This is a genomic window from Nonomuraea solani, assembly GCF_900108335.1.
Taxonomy (GTDB): Bacteria; Actinomycetota; Actinomycetes; order Streptosporangiales; family Streptosporangiaceae; genus Nonomuraea; species Nonomuraea solani.
In genome coordinates this window covers 267,251-283,045 of sequence record NZ_FNVT01000011.1, presented here as the reverse complement: position 1 = coordinate 283,045, position 15,795 = coordinate 267,251, and the positions used below count along the sequence as shown (strand labels likewise).

At 71.6% G+C, this 15,795-nt stretch carries 16 protein-coding genes; 5 read left to right on the top strand and 11 right to left on the bottom strand.

What is annotated here, in order from left to right:
• Nucleotides 1-14 precede the first annotated feature (14 nt).
• Nucleotides 15-1,106 (top strand): sensor histidine kinase, encoded by a 1,092-nt coding sequence (locus C4V41_RS65490; RefSeq protein WP_103960176.1) that lies wholly within the window; start codon nucleotides 15-17, stop codon nucleotides 1,104-1,106.
• A 3-nt stretch (nucleotides 1,107-1,109) separates the two neighbouring features.
• On the opposite strand, the gene C4V41_RS34575 is transcribed toward C4V41_RS65490, so the two are convergent.
• Both C4V41_RS34575 and C4V41_RS34570 read right to left on the bottom strand, forming a co-directional pair.
• Complete coding sequence (locus tag C4V41_RS34575; RefSeq protein WP_103960175.1) at nucleotides 1,110-1,487, bottom strand: YbaB/EbfC family nucleoid-associated protein; 378 nt, start codon at nucleotides 1,485-1,487, stop codon at nucleotides 1,110-1,112.
• Nucleotides 1,488-1,502: 15 nt separating this feature from the next.
• Nucleotides 1,503-1,892 (bottom strand): YbaB/EbfC family nucleoid-associated protein, encoded by a 390-nt coding sequence (locus C4V41_RS34570; protein ID WP_160150494.1) that lies wholly within the window; start codon nucleotides 1,890-1,892, stop codon nucleotides 1,503-1,505.
• A gap of 138 nt (nucleotides 1,893-2,030) precedes the next feature.
• Here C4V41_RS34570 and C4V41_RS34565 point away from each other — a divergent pair, with 138 nt between their 5' ends.
• The 4 genes from C4V41_RS34565 (at nucleotide 2,031) to C4V41_RS34550 (ending at nucleotide 5,358) form a co-directional block, all read left to right on the top strand.
• A complete protein-coding gene (locus C4V41_RS34565) occupies nucleotides 2,031-2,351 on the top strand; it encodes a hypothetical protein (RefSeq protein ID WP_103960173.1) in 321 nt (106 codons plus the stop codon).
• Nucleotides 2,352-2,374: 23 nt separating this feature from the next.
• The gene (locus tag C4V41_RS34560) at nucleotides 2,375-3,451 is read left to right on the top strand and encodes a hypothetical protein (protein WP_103960172.1); all 1,077 of its coding nucleotides are present in this window, start codon (nucleotides 2,375-2,377) and stop codon (nucleotides 3,449-3,451) included.
• Nucleotides 3,452-3,456: 5 nt separating this feature from the next.
• On the top strand, nucleotides 3,457-4,122 hold the full coding sequence (locus tag C4V41_RS34555; protein WP_146103899.1) for a hypothetical protein: 666 nt from the start codon (nucleotides 3,457-3,459) through the stop codon (nucleotides 4,120-4,122).
• Nucleotides 4,123-4,230: 108 nt separating this feature from the next.
• Nucleotides 4,231-5,358, top strand: a complete 1,128-nt coding sequence (locus C4V41_RS34550; RefSeq protein ID WP_103960170.1) for a monooxygenase — start codon at nucleotides 4,231-4,233, stop codon at nucleotides 5,356-5,358.
• A gap of 112 nt (nucleotides 5,359-5,470) precedes the next feature.
• On the opposite strand, the gene C4V41_RS34545 is transcribed toward C4V41_RS34550, so the two are convergent.
• The 9 genes from C4V41_RS34545 to C4V41_RS34505 all read right to left on the bottom strand — a co-directional run bounded on the left by C4V41_RS34545 (nucleotide 5,471) and on the right by C4V41_RS34505 (nucleotide 15,759).
• A complete protein-coding gene (locus C4V41_RS34545; RefSeq protein WP_103960169.1) occupies nucleotides 5,471-6,892 on the bottom strand; it encodes a pyridoxal phosphate-dependent decarboxylase family protein in 1,422 nt (473 codons plus the stop codon).
• Between the two features lie 37 nt (nucleotides 6,893-6,929).
• Nucleotides 6,930-7,349 carry a hypothetical protein gene (locus tag C4V41_RS34540; RefSeq protein ID WP_103960168.1) on the bottom strand — a complete coding sequence of 140 codons (420 nt, stop codon included), beginning with the start codon at nucleotides 7,347-7,349 and terminating at the stop codon, nucleotides 6,930-6,932.
• Nucleotides 7,350-7,380: 31 nt separating this feature from the next.
• Nucleotides 7,381-8,559, bottom strand: a complete 1,179-nt coding sequence (locus C4V41_RS34535; protein WP_103960167.1) for an ABC transporter permease — start codon at nucleotides 8,557-8,559, stop codon at nucleotides 7,381-7,383.
• A gap of 28 nt (nucleotides 8,560-8,587) precedes the next feature.
• Nucleotides 8,588-9,268, bottom strand: a complete 681-nt coding sequence (locus C4V41_RS34530; RefSeq protein ID WP_103960285.1) for an ABC transporter ATP-binding protein — start codon at nucleotides 9,266-9,268, stop codon at nucleotides 8,588-8,590.
• Nucleotides 9,269-9,275: 7 nt separating this feature from the next.
• The gene (locus C4V41_RS34525; RefSeq protein ID WP_103960166.1) at nucleotides 9,276-11,012 is read right to left on the bottom strand and encodes a peptidoglycan-binding protein; all 1,737 of its coding nucleotides are present in this window, start codon (nucleotides 11,010-11,012) and stop codon (nucleotides 9,276-9,278) included.
• A gap of 7 nt (nucleotides 11,013-11,019) precedes the next feature.
• On the bottom strand, nucleotides 11,020-11,910 hold the full coding sequence (locus tag C4V41_RS34520) for a hypothetical protein (protein WP_146103898.1): 891 nt from the start codon (nucleotides 11,908-11,910) through the stop codon (nucleotides 11,020-11,022).
• Nucleotides 11,911-11,943: 33 nt separating this feature from the next.
• Nucleotides 11,944-12,852, bottom strand: coding sequence for a hypothetical protein (locus tag C4V41_RS34515; RefSeq protein ID WP_103960164.1), 909 nt, complete (start codon nucleotides 12,850-12,852; stop codon nucleotides 11,944-11,946).
• On the bottom strand, nucleotides 12,849-13,172 hold the full coding sequence (locus tag C4V41_RS34510) for a PadR family transcriptional regulator (protein WP_103960163.1): 324 nt from the start codon (nucleotides 13,170-13,172) through the stop codon (nucleotides 12,849-12,851). The genes C4V41_RS34515 and C4V41_RS34510 overlap by 4 nt, the downstream gene beginning before the upstream one ends.
• A 73-nt stretch (nucleotides 13,173-13,245) precedes the next feature.
• Complete coding sequence (locus C4V41_RS34505) at nucleotides 13,246-15,759, bottom strand: glycoside hydrolase family 9 protein (protein ID WP_103960162.1); 2,514 nt, start codon at nucleotides 15,757-15,759, stop codon at nucleotides 13,246-13,248.
• Nucleotides 15,760-15,795: the final 36 nt, after the last annotated feature.

Here is a 15,795-nt window from a genome sequence, read left to right as displayed (position 1 = left end):
CGTACGATGAGGCCGTGGACGGTGCCCGTCCGCGGCCGATCGACGCGGTCGCGGTCCTGGTCGCGGCAGGCTTGACGCCGACGATCGGCTACCCGGGCCCGGGTCTGGTGATCCTGCTGGCGGGGGCGCTGCCGGTGCTGTGGATGCGCCGGGCGCCCCTCACCGTCGCCTGGATCAGCGCGGGCACCGCGATCGTCCTGTCCGTGCTGTCCGTGCTCGTCCCCGCCGTGTTCCCGCCCCCGGCGGCCGGCGCCCCGATCTGGCCGCCCGCGTGCGCGTTCGCCGCCTACGGCGCGATGGCGTTAACGGCCGAGCGGCACCGCGGGCTTCCCCGGTGGCTGCCGGTGATCGTCCTGGCCCTCGCGGTGCTGACTCTGCCCGACCGGCTGCCGCTGGTCGCCCGCACCGAGGCCGTGATCGCGCTCGCGGTCATGTACGGCCTGTACGTCTCCGTCCGCGACCGGCTCCGCGACGAGCTGGCCGAACGCTCGGAACGGGTCGAGCGCGAGCGGCTGGCGGGCGAGATGCACGACGTGGTCACCCACCGCGTGAGCCGGATGGTGCTCCAGGCCGGGGTGCTGGGCGCGGCCGCAGGGGACGAGCGGGCCAGGGCGTCGGCCGAGGACATCCGCGCGACCGGGTGCGAGGCGCTGGACGAGCTGCGGCACATGGTCGCGCTGCTGCGGCGGGACACCGGTGAGGGCTTCGACCTGGGGCTGCCCCTGCCCGACCTGCGGTCCCTGGTGACCGAGTCGGCCCTTGACGGGATGCCCGTCGAGCTGACCGTGGACGGCACGCCGGTGCCCGTGTCGGGGCTGGTGGGGCGGACGGCGTACCTGGTGGTGCAGGAGGCCCTGGCCAACGTGCGCAAGCACGCGCCGGGGGCGGACGTGCGGGTGCGGGTCCGCTACACGCACGGCTTCGTCCGGCTCGGCGTCCGCAACACCGCCGGGCAGCCGGACGCCTGGGTCGCCGCCAGCGAGCCGGGCATGAGCCTGCTCGACCTGCGGCGGCGGGTCGAGGTGGCGGGCGGGGAGCTGGAGACCGGGCCGGGGGATGACGGCGGCTTCCACGTGGAGGCGACCTTCCCCACAGCACCGGCGTGAGGGTCAGCTCCAGTCGGTCAGCAGGCGCTGGAACTCTTGGGTCGCCGCCACCGGGTCGAAGCCGGGCATGGCCTCGCGCATGAGGTCGTGCGTCTGGCGCTGGGCGTCCGCGCAGGCCGCGGCCACGGCGGCGAGCGTCTGCGCGGCCAGCTCGCGGCTGTCCACGCGCAGCGCGCGGGATCCGTAGGTGACGTCGAGGACCCGGCCGTTCACGTCCACGGTCGCCTTGACCTGGCCCGCCGCCGCCTCGCCCGCGCCGACGATCTGGTCGAGGTCCGCCTGCGCCGTCTCAAGCCAGGCCAGCACCCGCTCGCCCTGGCGGGCCACCTCGTCGATGCCCTGCTCCGTGATGTCGGCGGGGTCGAACCGCTGACCGTGCACGCTTGCCTCCCCGGCCTAGTGAAGAAGATCGCGGGCGGCCTGCTCGACCCGCTCGCGTACGAAGGTCTCGTCGAGCGGCTGGGGCATCGCGGTGGCGCCCTCCGCCGCGTCCGCGATCTCCTGCGCCATGCGCGCCGCCTCCTCCTGGGCCGCCCGCAGCACGGCGGCGACCTCACGGCCGAGCGCCGGCTCCCTGAGCCGCAGCGCCCGTGGGTCGATGAGGAGCCGGGTCAGGCCGCCCTCGCCGTCGGCGGCCGCTTCGAGCAGCCCGTCCTTGCTCCTGGCCACGCCTTCGAGCTGCCGGATGGCGGACTGGGCCGCCTGCAGGTCACGGATGACCCGCTGGCCTTGGGCGGCGTATTCGAGGAGGAATTCGGCGTCGTTGTCCGGGGTGGGTGGCCGCATGTCGGACCTCCGGCTTTCAGGAGAGCGAACAGCCGACCAGTCTAGACATATCCGCACGTGATCTTGACATTGAGATGTAGGTCTCATGAATGACAAGTGCCGAAATGATCATGACATGTGACGATATGGTGCGTGGGCATGACGGGACTTGAGATCGCCTTGGGGGCGGTGGGGCAGGAAGCCACCAGGATCAGGACCCATGCGGAGGACTACAACGCCGCGCTCGACCCGCTCAGGGCCCGCGGCGACGGAGTGTCCACGTTCGGGGACGACGGCCTGTTCGGCATTTTCACTTCGATCTACGCCGAGTGCCGCGCGGTGTCCATGGCGGCGCTCGACGGACTGTCCACGGTGATGGCCGACACCGGCGACGGCCTGGACACCGTGGTCAGGAACACGCGCGACGGCGAGGCCACCAACACCGAACACGTCCAGCAGCTCGGTCGCACATGGCTGTGATGCTTCCCCCGGAGGCGGCCGGGATGATGCAGCTGCTCGGCCCCTGGCCGAACATGAACGAGGACGACGTCAGGGCCGAGGGCAACGCCTCTCGGGTCTCCCAGGCAGGTACGGCCCCCGCCGCGGCCGGTGCCGACACGGCGGTCCGCACCACGCAGCAGGTCTACCACGGCCAGTCGGCCACCAGCATGGAGACCCACTGGGAGAAGACCGGCGCGCAGAACGGCCACGTCGCCCAGGCGAACTCGGCGATGAGGATGACGCCGGTGGCCCTGGAGGGCACCGCTTCCGTGGTGGCCGCCGTGAAGGTGGCGGCGGGCACCCAGGCGGTGTTCACCTCGGTCGCCGTGGCCAAGGCGCTGATGTTCGGCGGGGCGGCCGGGGCGACGCTGGCGACGGCCCGGGTGCTGGCGTCGCGGCAGGCGGTCAGGAGGGTGCTGCGCGAGGGCAGCGAGGGCACCGGCAAGGTGATCGGGCCCATCGTGCGCCGCCGGATCACCGACCCGATGCGCCGCATCCTGGACGACCTGCGCCGCCCAGGAGGCCCGGGCCCACGCCTGGCCGTGGCCGGCCCGCGCGGCGGAGTCCCGTTGCGAACGTCCGGCCTGCGAAACCCGACCGGCCCCCGGTCCGTTCAGGACGGCATCGCCCGGATGGGCCGCAACAACAGGCGGGACAACAACCGAGGCAACGGTCGCGGCGACAGCAGCCGTAGAGGCGGCGGCGGCTTCTTCTCCCGGAACTCGAACAACGGCTCACGCCATGACGGACGAATCCACGGCGATCCGCCCAGCAGCGCCAAGGGCATGACGGAGAAGCAGGCGAAGGAGGCCAGGGCCGCGCTGGAGAAGAGCATCAAGGCGCGGAAGCGGGAGGAGGACCAGAAGGGCTGGGAGGCCGGGCACGCGGAGCGGATCAGAAGAGAAGAGAGGGCGCTCAAAGACCTCAACGACAGCATCCGGCGAAAGCAGTACGACGCGGACGTGGACTCGACGCCCTCCTCCAGCGGGGGCAACTACAGTGGGGGCTCGCAGGCCCAAGCCGACAGGTATCCCACTGACGCGGAGTGGGCGGAGCAGCAGAGGAAGAGGAAGTGGTAGATCTGATGCAGGCGCAAGCAGGCGAGGATCTGATCGAGCGCATCCTCGCGCTTCCGCCCGACGACGTTTTGGGCCCGGCCGCCAACGACCTCCTCAGCGCCTTCTACGCGGGCTACCCGGCCGATAACCTCGCCAGGCTGCTCCACTGCGGTGATGACCGGATCCTGCGCACGGCGACCTGGTTGCTGTCGGAGTTGGGCGACCTCGGCGCGCCGCTGATCGACGAGGTCCCGGCCCTGCTGTCCAGCCCGATCCTCGGTGTACGGTACGACGCCATCGTGGTGGCACTGGAGAACGCCGACGAGCGCCACGGGCCCATCGTCGCGCAGGTCATGACCCTGAGCCAGGACCCGGAGAGCGCCGTCCGCTGGAAGGTCCTCGAGTTCCTGTCCGACGCCTCACTCGAACAGCTCGAAGCCGGGGCGGCCTCCCTGCCCCCCGGTCAGATCAAGGAGCTGGCCGAGTGGCTGATCCTCCAGGACGGCGAGGAGCCCGACCTGGGCGGCATCGTCATCCGGCTGGAGGCGGGCGACCCGGTGACCAAGCTGTTCGCCGCGGCGGCCGCCGCGAGCCTGTCCGGCCCGGAGGACACGAGCCTCCTGGAGCAGGCGGCCAAGGTCGAGCAGGAGGAGATCCGCTCGTTCGCCCAGGAGCGACTGAACGAGGACTGATCCGGCCGGAGCGCGACCCTGGTCTGACGGCGTCGTCCTTCCGGAGTACGAGACGGAAACGTCCTGTGGAAGGATGCCCGGCGCGCTCTCGCGGGCGACTGTTGATACATGAACCGATATCTCCGGACGGCCGCCTTACTCCTGGTGGTCGTCCTGCTCGCTTCGTGCGGCGCGGCCACGACCGCCGCCCCGGCCGGCCACTCGGGGCACCCCGCCAGGTCGGCCGCTCCGGCGGCGGCCCCGCTCCGCGACGGTGAGCGGTTCGTCAACCTCACCATGGACGAGCCGTACCGGCCCACCGGCCCCAACGGCGGCACGGACGACTACCGCTGCTTCCTCATCGACCCCCGGCTGGCGAGCCGGGTGTCCCTGACCGGCGCCCAGTTCCAGCCGCAGAACACCGAGGTCGTCCACCACGCGATCTTCTTCAGGCTCGGCCCCGAGCAGGCCGCGAACGCCCGCAAGCTCGACGACAAGACCCCGGGACAGGGCTGGACCTGCTTCGGTGACGAAGGCGTCGGAGAGTCGTCCTGGGTGACGCACTGGGCCCCCGGCACCAACGAGACGCTCCTCGACGCCCGCTACGGCTACGACCTGCCGCCGGGCAGCCGGCTCGTCATGCAGGTGCACTACAACCTGCTGGGCGTGAAGGGCGAGCCGGGCACGGACAAGTCGAGCATCCGGCTGCGGGTCACCGACCGCGTGCTGCGTCCCCTGGAGACCGCGTTGTTCGCCGCGCCGGTCGAGCTGCCCTGCACGCCGCAGGAGTCAGGGCCGCTGTGCGACAGGGCCGCGGCGATCAAGGACGTCGGCCGCCGCTTCGGCGCCGAGATCCAGCAGGACGTGGGGGAGACGGAGCAGTTCTGCGGCCGCAAGAAGCCCGGGCCGACCCAGTACTGCGATCAGCGCATGGAGGGCCCCGCCGTGATCCACGGGCTGGCCGGTCACATGCACCTGCTCGGCCGCTCCATCAAGGTCGAGCTCAATCCCGGCAAGCCGGGCGCCAGGACGCTGCTCGACGTCCCCGAGTACAACTTCGACGACCAGGCGCTGCGGGTGCTGCCCGCGCCGGTCGACGTCAAGAAGGGCGATGTCGTACGGGTGACGTGCACGCACGACGCGAAACTGCGCTCCATGCTGCCGCAACTGCGCGAGCTGCCGCCCCGTTACGTGGTCTGGGGCGCCGGCACCAGTGACGAGATGTGCCTGGGCATCGCCATCGTGTCGCTCACCTGAGCGGCCTCACGTATTCGCCCTGCGGAGGCGGCGGGCAGGGAAGAGACGATCGCGCCGTCCCCCGCTGCCGGGGTCCACTCCGGCAGCGGGGATATACCCTCATTTCATCCGGCTACGTGGCGTACATGCTGGACAGGAACCGCACCAGCACCGCCTCCCTGGCGGCGGCCGGCAGCGCGTCCAGGACGGCGTTGACCACGGCCATCTCCGGCTGCCCGGCCCCCGGTCGCAGGTCCACTCCGACCGAGGCGCTCAGCTCGGCGAACGTCGCGTCGTCGATCGCCTCCAGATCCAGCTCCGCCACCAGCTCGACCAGCCCCTCGGGCAGCACGGCGGGGCCGCGCCGGCGGGCCGCCTCGGCCGACTCGGCGATCACCTTCAGCATGGCCTCGACGCCCGCCAGAGTGACCCCGGTGACCGTGATGTGCAGGTTGGCCGGGATGCCCGCGTAGGAGAGCTGCGGCTGCAGGAACCAGCCCCGCGCCCGCGCCTCGTCCGCCAGCACGAACACGTCGATCCCGTCCCCCGCGAACGCCACCAGCGATGACTCGGGCTCCCCGAGCACCCGCAGCCCCGGGATCACGGCGAGGCCCGCCCGCAGTTCGGCCGTCGCCTCCAGCGTGGCGCGGCCCAGCTCCAGGTAGCCCTGCCGGCCCAGCGCCTGCAGCGTGGCCCAGGCGCCGCCGAGCGGCCCGGCCGACCTGGAGCTCTGCACGGTCGCGTTGATGATCGTGTAACCGGGCCAGCCGGCCGAGGCGAAGTACGCCTTGCGCCGCATCGCCGGATCGGCGAAGAGCACGACCGAGGCGCCCTTGGGGGAGTATCCGAACTTGTGCAGGTCGCACGAGATCGACGTGACCCCCGGCACCGACAGGTCGAACGGCGGGATCGCCGCGCCCGCCTCCCGCAGCCACGGCAGCAGCCAGCCGCCCACGCACGCGTCCACGTGACAGGGCACCCCCGCCGCCGCGGCCACGGCGGCGACCTCCGCCACCGGATCGATCACGCCCTGGGGATAGGACGGCGCGGAGGCCACGACGAGGATCGTGTCCTCGTCGATCGCCGCCGCGACGTCCTCCGCCCGCACCTTGTACGTCTCCAGGTCCACCGGCACGGCGACGACCGCCACGCCCAGGTAATGGGCCGCCTTGTGGAAGGCGGGATGCGCGGTGACCGGCAGCACCAGGTTGGCGCGGTCACGACCGGCCAGGTCGCGGGCCGCCTTGACGGCCAGCATGATCGACTCGGTGCCGCCGCTGGTGAACACGCCGTGACCGCCGCCGAGCAGGTCGGCGACCGCGCCGACGACCTGCCGCTCCATCGCGACCACGCTCGGGAACGCGGTCGGGTCGAGGCAGTTGACCTCCAGCATCTCCAGGTAGGCCCGCGTCGCCGCGTCGTGCACCTCCGCCCGGCCGGTGTCGTAGACGTAGGCGGTCACCTGGCCGCCGCGGACGGGCAGGTCGTGCGCCCTGAGCCGGGCCACCTCCGCCAGCAGGTCTTCGGTGGTCCTCGCGACCGGGGGCAGGTTCACGCGACCGAAGGTAGTTCGGTCGCGTCCTCCGGGTCAATCAGTCCGGAGCCCAGTACTTCTCCATGATCTTCTCCAGGTGCCGGACCAGCGGCTGCCAGGTGGCGGGGAGCTGGTAGCGGCTGACGCGCCGCTTGTCGTAGGTCAGTGTGTACTTGATGAAGTCGGCTCCCTGCGGTGGCCGCTCGCTGCGGCCCATCTTCAGGTGCCGCAGGTAGCCGCGCAGTTTGCGCTCCTCCTTCGCGGTCAGGCACTTGTCGATGGTCGGCCCGGTGCGCCGGCTGAGCCGGACGCAGCCGCTGCCGTACACGACCACGCGGTTGTTCAGCCCCGCGAAACCGCCCTGTTCGCGCAGCTCGACCAGCACCCGCTTCGGTGCCATCTCCGCCTGCGCCGGGGCCATGGACGTGCTCAGTGCCAGGAGGAGCACCGGAAGGAGCACGATTCGCCAGATCCTCATGACTCTTGGACGTATCGGAGCCCGGATCGGCTCACCTGAGTGCGTCCACGGGTTCCATCCTGGCCGCGCGCAGCGCCGGATAGAGCCCGGCCAGCAGCCCCACGACGGCGCCCGCGACGGGCGCGGCGGCCGCCAGCCACCCGTCGAGCAGCGGCGTCCACTGCTTGGCGGCCGAGACGGCGACGATGATGACCAGGCCCAGGCCGGCGCCGATCACGCCGCCGGTGAGCCCGATCAGCGTCGACTCCAGCAGGAACTGGGCGGCGATGTGCCGCCTGGCCGCGCCGAGCGAGCGCCGCAGGCCGATCTCGGGCACCCGCTCCATCACGGTGACGAGGGTGACGTTGGCGATGCCGACCGCCCCGACGACGAGCGAGACCAGGCCGAGGATCAGGAACAGCGCGTCGACGTCGTTTTGCGCCTGGTCGCGCGCCCTGGTGGGGCTGGGCGGCGCGACGACCTGCAGCACGTCGGCGTTGGCCGGGCTGAGCGCCGCCGGGGCCTGGCCCGCGATCAGGCCGGCGGCGCCGAGGCTGGTGTTGACCAGCACCCTGGTGACGTCGCGCAGCCCGAACCTGGCGGCCGTGGTGGGCGGCACGAACACGGCGCTGCTCAGGTTTCGCTCGCGGCGCAGGTCACCGAGGATGCCGATGACCGTGTACGCGTGCTCGCCGATGAAGATCGCCGGTGCCCGGTCGAGCTGGGTGACGCCCAGCATCCTGGCCGCCTGGTCGCCGATCACCGCCACCCGGTCGCCCCGCCGGATGTGCCCGGTGTCGTAGAATCTGCCCTGCGTCATCCGGCCCCGCGCCGCCTCGGGCAGCCCGGTCGTCGCGGCCAGGACGCTCAGGTTCCGCAGGGTCACCCTGGCCGGGTCGACGAGGTCGTTGGAGCGTACGGACAGGTTGGCGCTGTCCTTGCTCTCGGCCACCGCGGCGGCGGACTCGACGCCGCGCAGCCTGGTCAGCCGCTCGACCGCGTCCCACTCCACCATCGGCTCGCCGTCGCTCTCCGGCACCTCGACGGTGATGGCCGTGGCCACCAGCGCGTCGAAGCGGCCGACGATCTGGTTGCCCGCGGTGGCGGCCACGCCGAGCGTGACGACCAGCGTGGTGATGCCGAGGACGGTCCCGAGCGTGGTCAGCGCCGACCGGACGGGTCTGGCGAGCATGCCGGCGACGGACTCGCCGACCAGGTCGCGTACGTGCATCACTCCTCCATCGGTCCGTGTGCGTGCATCACTCCTCCACCAGCAGGCCGTCGGTGATCCGGACCCGGCGCCCGGCCCGCGCGCTGACCTCCCGCTCGTGCGTGATGACCACGATCGTCAGCCCCTGCTCGCGCAGCTCGTCGAACAGGTCGAGCACCGCCTCGGTGTTGCGGCTGTCGAGGTTGCCCGTGGGCTCGTCGCAGAGCAGCAGGGCCGGGCCGCCCATGAGGGCCCTGGCGATGGCCGTACGCTGGCGCTCGCCCCCCGACAACCGGTCGGGTGAGAACCCGACCCGGTGGCCGAGACCGACGCGCCCCAGCGCCGCCAGGGCCCGCTCCCGCCTGCCCTTACGTCCCTGCCCGCCATAGATCTCGGCGAGCATGACGTTCTCCACCACGCTGCGGTGGGAGAGCAGGTGGAAGGACTGGAAGACGAAGCCGATCCGGTCGCCGCGCAGCCGGGTTCTGGCTTTGTCCGGCAGCGTAGTGGTCTCGGTGCCGTCGAGGCGGTAGGTGCCGGAATCGGGTCGGTCGAGCAGGCCCAGCACGTTGAGCAAGGTCGATTTGCCGGAGCCCGACGGGCCCACGATCGCCAGGTAGTCGCCCGGCTCCACCCGGAGCGTGACGTCGTCGAGCGCGCGGACCGGCGGCTGCGCGGGAAACTCCCTGCGGACCTCGGTCAGCTCGATGACCGGTTGGGGCGGCACCAAGGTCAGCCTAGGCACCGCTGACCACCACCCGCTCGCCCTCCTTGAGCGCGCCGGTGACCTCGACGTTGCCGTCGGCGGTCAGGCCCGTGCGCACCTCGACGTCCTTGGTCTTGTCCGTCGCGTACTCGACCCGCACCCGCGCCCTGCCGTCCGCCGAGGTGATCACCGCGGTCACCGGCACCACCAGCACCGGCTCCTCGGTCGCGCCGACCGTCACCCGCGCCGTCACCGCGACGCCCGCCCGCAGCCCTTTCGCCGAGGACGGCGTGAGCAGGACCGGCTGCGCCCCATCGGCGGGCTGCTCGGCGCCGGGCATCCTGGCCTTGTCGCCGATCGCGGTGAGCGTGGCCGGATGGGACCGGCCCGTGTCCAGCTCGATGGTCGCGTCCATGCCCGTGCGCAGGAGCTCGGACTCCGCCGCCTCCACCGATCCGGTGACCATGAACGACGAGCTGGTCACGGTGGCGACCTCGTCCTCGACGCGCTGCCCCGGCTTCACCGAGACCTTCTGGACGCGGGCGGGCAGCTTCGGCAGGAACACGATCTCGCCGGGCGGCACGGAGACCCCGTACGTACGGGCGTATTCGGCCAGCAGGCCCTTGGCCGCCGCCACGTCCTTCCCGGCGCCCGCCACCTTCAGCCGCGTCGGGGAGAGCCGCCTGGCCTGACGCAGCGCCTGCTGGGCGGTGACCACCGCCTCCTTGGCGGTCCGCACGGCCTTGCGCAGCTCTTCGAGCCTGCTCTTCCTGGCCTCGCCGGCCTCCTCCAGGGCCAGGTCCCGGGCCTGCCTGGCGGCCGACAGGCCGGCCCGGGCGTTGTCGACCCTCAGTTCGAGCAGCCGCGTGCCGGCGGTCGCTTCGGGCGTGGGCGCCGAAGGGGCGGGGGTGCCCGTCGGGTCGCCCGTGGGGGCCTGCGCCGGCGGGTTCCTGGCCGCGTCGAGCGCCTGCTCGGCCTCCAGCAGCCGCTCCTCAGCCGCGCGCACGGCCGTGTCGGCCGCCGCCAGCTCGGCCTCGTCGGCGGGCGTGAGCCGCCGCGACTCCGCCTCCTTCAGCGCGGCGCGCGCCGCCGCCAGGTCGGCCTTCGCGTTGGTCAGCCTGACCTTGAGCGGCAGCACGTCGCGCCCCTGGTCGAGGGTGCGCTTCTCGGTCGCGAGGGTCTCCTCGGCCGTCTGCACGCTCTTGCGCAGCGTGTCGTACGTCTGCCGATCGGTCAGCGTGGGCTGCTGCGCCTGGTAACCCTTCTTGGCATAGAACTTGGTGACCGCGGCGATCGTGGCCCGGTCGAACACGCCGGTGGACGGCGCGGAATATCCCAGCCTGCGCAGCGCCCGCTGCAACTGCTCGACGTCGTCGCCCCTGCCGCCCGGCGCGATCGTGCGGTGCATCGGCACCCGGCCGCGCAGCGCGAACACCGGCCGGCCGTTGACCTCCATCAGCACGGCGCCCTCCCGGAGTTTCCCCTGATGGGGCGCCCGGGTGGCGCGCTGCAGCTCGGCCGTGCCGCCGACCACCCCGGCCAGGCCGATCGGCAAGGGGGAGCCGTATTCGAGCGTGCCGCTGAGCACGACGGTGCTGACGAGCCGGCGGCGCTCGACGGCTGCGGTGACGAGCGAGGCGGCGGGCGCGGCGCGGCGGGCGGCCTCGTCGGCGGGGGAGCGCAGGCGGGTGCTCACGGCCCAGCCCGCCCCCGCGACGAGCACGACGCCGGTCAGCACGCCGGCGAGTGTTCCGCGTGGCGATCTCATGCGGACGTCACATGCCGAATCGGCCGCTGACCTGCCGCTCGATCGTCTTCGAGCGCGGCTCGTAGGCCGGGTAGAAGTCCTTGCCGCACTCCAGGTCGTCGAGTGCCGCCTTGATCTCCTTGTTCAGGTGGGGCCTGGCCTCCTCGGGGGTGAGAGTCGGCTGGTACATCATGGGGATCTCACCCTCCTTCCTCGGAGGCGCGACGTCCGGCACGTCGGGGCTCTGCTCGCGGCCTATCTTGTCCTCCTGGGTGAGGAACACGCGCTGCCCGCGCTCGGCCATGGCCGTCGGCTTGGTGTCGGTGATCGAGTAGCCCTTGCCCTTCAGGCACGTGGCCATGGCGCCGGCCGACTCCACGAGGCCGGGGTCGCTGTTGAGCTGCTCGTCGGCGGCCCGCTCACTGGCCACGTTCATCTGGGCGAAGTAGTCGTCGAACGACTTCAGCTCCAGGCCGAGGACCTGCTTGGCGGCGGCGATCATGCAGCCGTCGGCCGCCTTACGGTAGGACTGCGCCTGCGCCGCGGAGAGCTGGGACTGCACCTTCATGTTGGGATCGGGCTCGGGCTCGACCGCCGGATTCTTCATCTCCTTGGGGTAGACGTGCATCGCGAAAACCCCATATCCGTATTTCGCGCGATATTTGCGCATCGCCTGGTAATCGCCGGAGGCGCGCTTGCGCTCCTCGTCGGACTCCTGCTTCTCGGGCCGCACGTACGGGATGTACTTGAAGCCCTTCTGCTTCATGCAGTCGGCCTTGGCCGTTTCGAGCCGGTGCTTGTTGTCGACGGCGGCCGGCTTGCTCGGCGCGGGCTGGGCGCTCTCGGCGGCGCCCCCGCAGCCGCCGAGGACGGCCGCCGAGAACGCCACGGCCAGGGCCAGGTGGGATCGCTTGGGCATGACGAAGACCATACTCCGTTCAACGGAGCATGGTCAATCCAGACAGTGCCGGCGCTGGCGGAAGGGCGCGAACGTGGCGGCCACGGTCAGCACGACCAGCACGCCCGCGTACGCGAGATGCTGCCTGGACAGCTCGAACGAGTGCGCGATCAGATCGCCCCCGCCCACCGGCAGATAGACGCATGCGGCCATCGCCCACCGGTGGTCGCGCGCCAGATAGCCGCACGCCACCGCCAGCCCGAACGCCGCCGCCTCCACGACCAGCCTGCTCAGGCTCATCGTGTATCTAGACCCGTCGTCCATCCACTCCGGCCCGGCCCAGGAGGCCGCCACGACCGCCGCCCACCACCACCACGACCTGGTGCGCGGCGGCCGTCGCAGCGAGGCGAGCACCGCCAGGCCGAGGAGCACGACCGCGTACGCCCCCGCCACCACGAAAGGGTCGGTGTCCGCGAACAGCGGCCGGTTGGCGAGCGGGCCAGGAGAGACCGGCAGCAGGGTCACGTCGAACGGCTGCCAGCCGCCCGAGATCGCGACCGCCTTCACCCCGGTCACCAGCGTGAGCGGAAAGGCCACCCGCGCCCATCCGCGCAGGATCGCCAGCAGCGACAGCGCCGAGACCAGGGTCCACAGCGGCAGCGCGCCCGCGTACGGCAGCAGCGCCGCCAGGTTCGCCGCCGCCACGGCCGTGACGCCCAGGTGCAGGCCGTCCTCCCAGGCGCTGCCGGTCGCCTGGTGGACGATGCGGCTGCGCACGCCGCCCAGGAGCAGCCCCCACGCCTCCTTGAACGCCGGGATCGTCCGGCCCGGGCCGGCCGACTCCAGCAGGACGTCGAGCAGCTCGTCACCATGCGCGCTGCGGTATTGACGCGGGTAGGCCAGCAGCAGCCTGCGGTAGCGCCGCTCCAGCGCCGACATACCCGCCGGATCGAGAGCCGTCATGCGCCGGACGGTCGCAGGACCAGCGAAGCGGCCTCCTGCATCCGTCTGGCCTCGGCCTCCACGAGCGCCTGGCCTTCGTCGGTGATCCTGAAGTAGCGCCGGTTGCGGCCGTTGACCGTCTCCTCGCGGTCCACGGCGATCACGCCCCGCTCGTTGAGGCGCTCCAGGATGCCGTAAAGGGTGCCGACCGACGGCTGGACCCGGCCGGCCGACAGCTCCTTGATCGCCTTGCTGATCGCGTGTCCGTGCAGCGGGCCCGCGCGGAGCGCGGTGAGCACGAAGTACATCGGCTCGCTGACTTCTGAGGTTCCCCTGGGCATGGGGTTGACAGTATTCCGTTCAACGAAGCGTCCGCAACGCCCAGGGGTCGCCGTGTCTCATTTACAACGGGTCCTATTTACAGCGGGCGCCGTTCAGCCAGAACACTTCGGGCGCCGGGTTGGGGCCTCCTGGATTCGTGGCGGTGAAGCCGAACGTCACGGTTCTGCCCGGCTTGATCCGGCCCTGGCCCTTGGCCGTCACCACCGGGCCGGCCTGCGACAACGCCGCGCCCCAGCCCTGCCTGACCCGCTGGCCGCCCAGGAAGGACCAGCGCAGGGCCCAGGCGTCGACGGTGTGCCTGCCGGTGTTCTCGATCGCGACCTGCGCGGCGAACGAGCCCGCGCCGTGCGCCGAGTAGCGCACCCGGCAGTCCGACCGCTCGCCCCGGTCGGCCAGGAAGGCCGAGACCCAGGCCAGCGGGGAGTTCCAGTTGATGGTCAGCTCGTTCGTGGCCCACGACTCGATGTGGTCGATGTAGCAGAACTGCGGCTTACAGCCGCGCAGCAGGCGCTGCGCGAGCGGGTCCTGGAGACCGGAGTTCGGACCGCCGGCCAGGGTGCCGCGCGGCGGGTTGGGCAGGGCGGGGTCGAGCTGGCGGGCGTACCAGCGGCTGTGCTGGTTCTTCGAGGCCACCTCGCCGTAGCCGGTGACGTACGACTGGTTGAGCGCGTTGCGGCCCAGGATGTAGTCCATGCCCTCGCGTACGCCGGCCCGGTACTTCTCCTGGCCGGTCAGGTCGTACGCGGTGGCCATCACGACCAGGTTGTTGAGCACCAGGTTGTTGGAGCCCCAGTCGAAGTCCGGCGGGTTGTAGGAGAGGCCGTACGGGTGCGCCCGCTGGATCCCCAGATACTTCTCGGCGCCCTCGATCACCGACTGCCGCACCCTCGCCCGGTCGGGCAGCGCGTTGGGCACGGTCGCCAGGTCCAGGCGGCCGAGCTGGGCGGTGTTGCCCCAGTCGAAGCCGCGCTCGCGCCAGATGTCGCCCGTGTGGTGCGGCGAGGTCAGCACGAAGTCCCTGAACTCCTTCTCGCCCGTCGTGATGTACAGCTCCGCCGCCGCCCAGTAGAACTCGTCGCTGACGTCGGGGTCGTTGTAGGCGCCGCCGCCGGTGCCGTCGGTCGGGTCGGCGTAGCGCTCCGGGTTCGCCTTGGCGGCCGTCCACGCCTTGCGCGCCGCCTCAAGGTTCCTGAGGGCGAACTTCCCGTCGTACGGCGCGTACAGCCGGGCCGCCTGCGCCGCCGTCGCGGCCAGGTTGAGCGTGGCGGCCGTGGAGGTCGGGTGCAGCTCGCGGAGCTGCGGGTCCAGGTGCGGCAGGAGCGGCAGGCCCGTCCAGTTCTGGTCGTGGATCTTGTGGTGGGCCATGCCCGCGTACGGCTTGCCGTCCGGCACCTGCATGCTCAGCAGGAACTCCTGCTCCCAGCGGGCCTCGTCGAGGATGTCGGGGGTGCCGTTGCCGCTCTCCGGGATGTTCAGTTGCCGGTCCTTGAAGGTGGCCTTGTCCCTCTCGTACGTGGCCATGAGCTGGAAGACCGAGATGCCGCCGTTGACGACGTACTTGCCGTGGTCGCCGGCGTCGTACCAGCCGCCCTTGACGTTGAGGGAGTAGTCGCAGACGCCGGGCTGGCACGGCACGCTCACGTCGCCCTGGTTCGGCGCGACGCCGACATGGCCGGCCGGCCGGCCGTAGCCGGGCCTGAGGCCGTCGAGGATCTCGATGCCGCTGCGCTGCGTGTAGTAGAACTTCAGCGCGTCCACCGGAAGCTGGTCGTACAGGTCGGCGGCGATGTCGAACGGTCTGCTCGTCTCGCCGTCGGCGGTCAGCGTGTACTCCTTGCCCGCCTTGCGGTAGGAACCGAAGTCGAGCGTGTGCACGTTCTGGCCGGAGCTGGCGTCCACGCCCCTGGGCGTGGTCCTGCCGCTCGCGACGGTCTCCTTGGCGGCGTTCTTGAGCTCCCAGTCCACGGCCTCGGTCGCGGTCGTGACCACGGTGGCCTTCTTCGGTCCCGCCGGGAGGTAGCCGACCATGTTCACGCGCACGCGCGGGCCCGTGTCCGGCTCGTAGACCTCGGGTTCGGCGCCGCCCTTGAGCGACACGTCGTCCATGCAGAACCTCCATGGTTCGGCGCTGCCGCCCAGTTGGAAGGCGACCTGGGCGTTCGGCAGCGACACAGGGGCGGTGAACGTGTAGGAGTAGCTGTTGCCCGAGACGCTCATCTCCGGTGCGGCCGACAGATACTGGGTCCAGGGGTCCACGGGGAGCTGGATCAGGGCCCGGCCGACCTTGGCCGGGGTCGCGGCGGCGAAGAACCTGTAGGCGTACGTGTCGCCTTCCACCAGCGGGATGTTGTCCTGGCCGATGATGACGTCCCAGGGGTTGGTGGTGCCGCCCGGGATGTCGGCGCAGAGCCGGCCGTCGGTCACGGCGAGGGTCACGTTGGCGGTGCCCCACCAGGGGGCGGTGCCGGTGTCGAAGGTGCCGTTCACGATCTGCTCGGGTCCCTCGTCGGCGGCCTGGGCGGCCGTGGCGGGGAACAGGGCGACCATGGTGAAGAGGGCCAGTAAGGCGGCCCGGCATCGGGTCATGGAGGTCCTTACAGGGGATGGGAGCGCTCCCAATGG

Bases quoted from the DNA above. Each gene is read 5' to 3' on its own strand.
- C4V41_RS34535 (WP_103960167.1), bottom strand. From the start codon at position 8,559: ATGCACGTACGCGACCTGGTCGGCGAGTCCGTCGCCGGCATGCTCGCC.
- C4V41_RS34515 (WP_103960164.1), bottom strand. From the start codon at position 12,852: ATGACGGCTCTCGATCCGGCGGGTATGTCGGCGCTGGAGCGGCGCTAC.
- C4V41_RS34505 (WP_103960162.1), bottom strand. From the start codon at position 15,759: ATGACCCGATGCCGGGCCGCCTTACTGGCCCTCTTCACCATGGTCGCC.
- C4V41_RS34525 (WP_103960166.1), bottom strand. From the start codon at position 11,012: ATGAGATCGCCACGCGGAACACTCGCCGGCGTGCTGACCGGCGTCGTG.
- C4V41_RS34570 (WP_160150494.1), bottom strand. From the start codon at position 1,892: ATGCGGCCACCCACCCCGGACAACGACGCCGAATTCCTCCTCGAATAC.
- C4V41_RS34550 (WP_103960170.1), top strand. From the start codon at position 4,231: ATGAACCGATATCTCCGGACGGCCGCCTTACTCCTGGTGGTCGTCCTG.
- C4V41_RS34520 (WP_146103898.1), bottom strand. From the start codon at position 11,910: ATGCCCAAGCGATCCCACCTGGCCCTGGCCGTGGCGTTCTCGGCGGCC.
- C4V41_RS34560 (WP_103960172.1), top strand. From the start codon at position 2,375: ATGATGCAGCTGCTCGGCCCCTGGCCGAACATGAACGAGGACGACGTC.
- C4V41_RS34565 (WP_103960173.1), top strand. From the start codon at position 2,031: ATGACGGGACTTGAGATCGCCTTGGGGGCGGTGGGGCAGGAAGCCACC.
- C4V41_RS34555 (WP_146103899.1), top strand. From the start codon at position 3,457: ATGCAGGCGCAAGCAGGCGAGGATCTGATCGAGCGCATCCTCGCGCTT.
- C4V41_RS34510 (WP_103960163.1), bottom strand. From the start codon at position 13,172: ATGCCCAGGGGAACCTCAGAAGTCAGCGAGCCGATGTACTTCGTGCTC.
- C4V41_RS34540 (WP_103960168.1), bottom strand. From the start codon at position 7,349: ATGAGGATCTGGCGAATCGTGCTCCTTCCGGTGCTCCTCCTGGCACTG.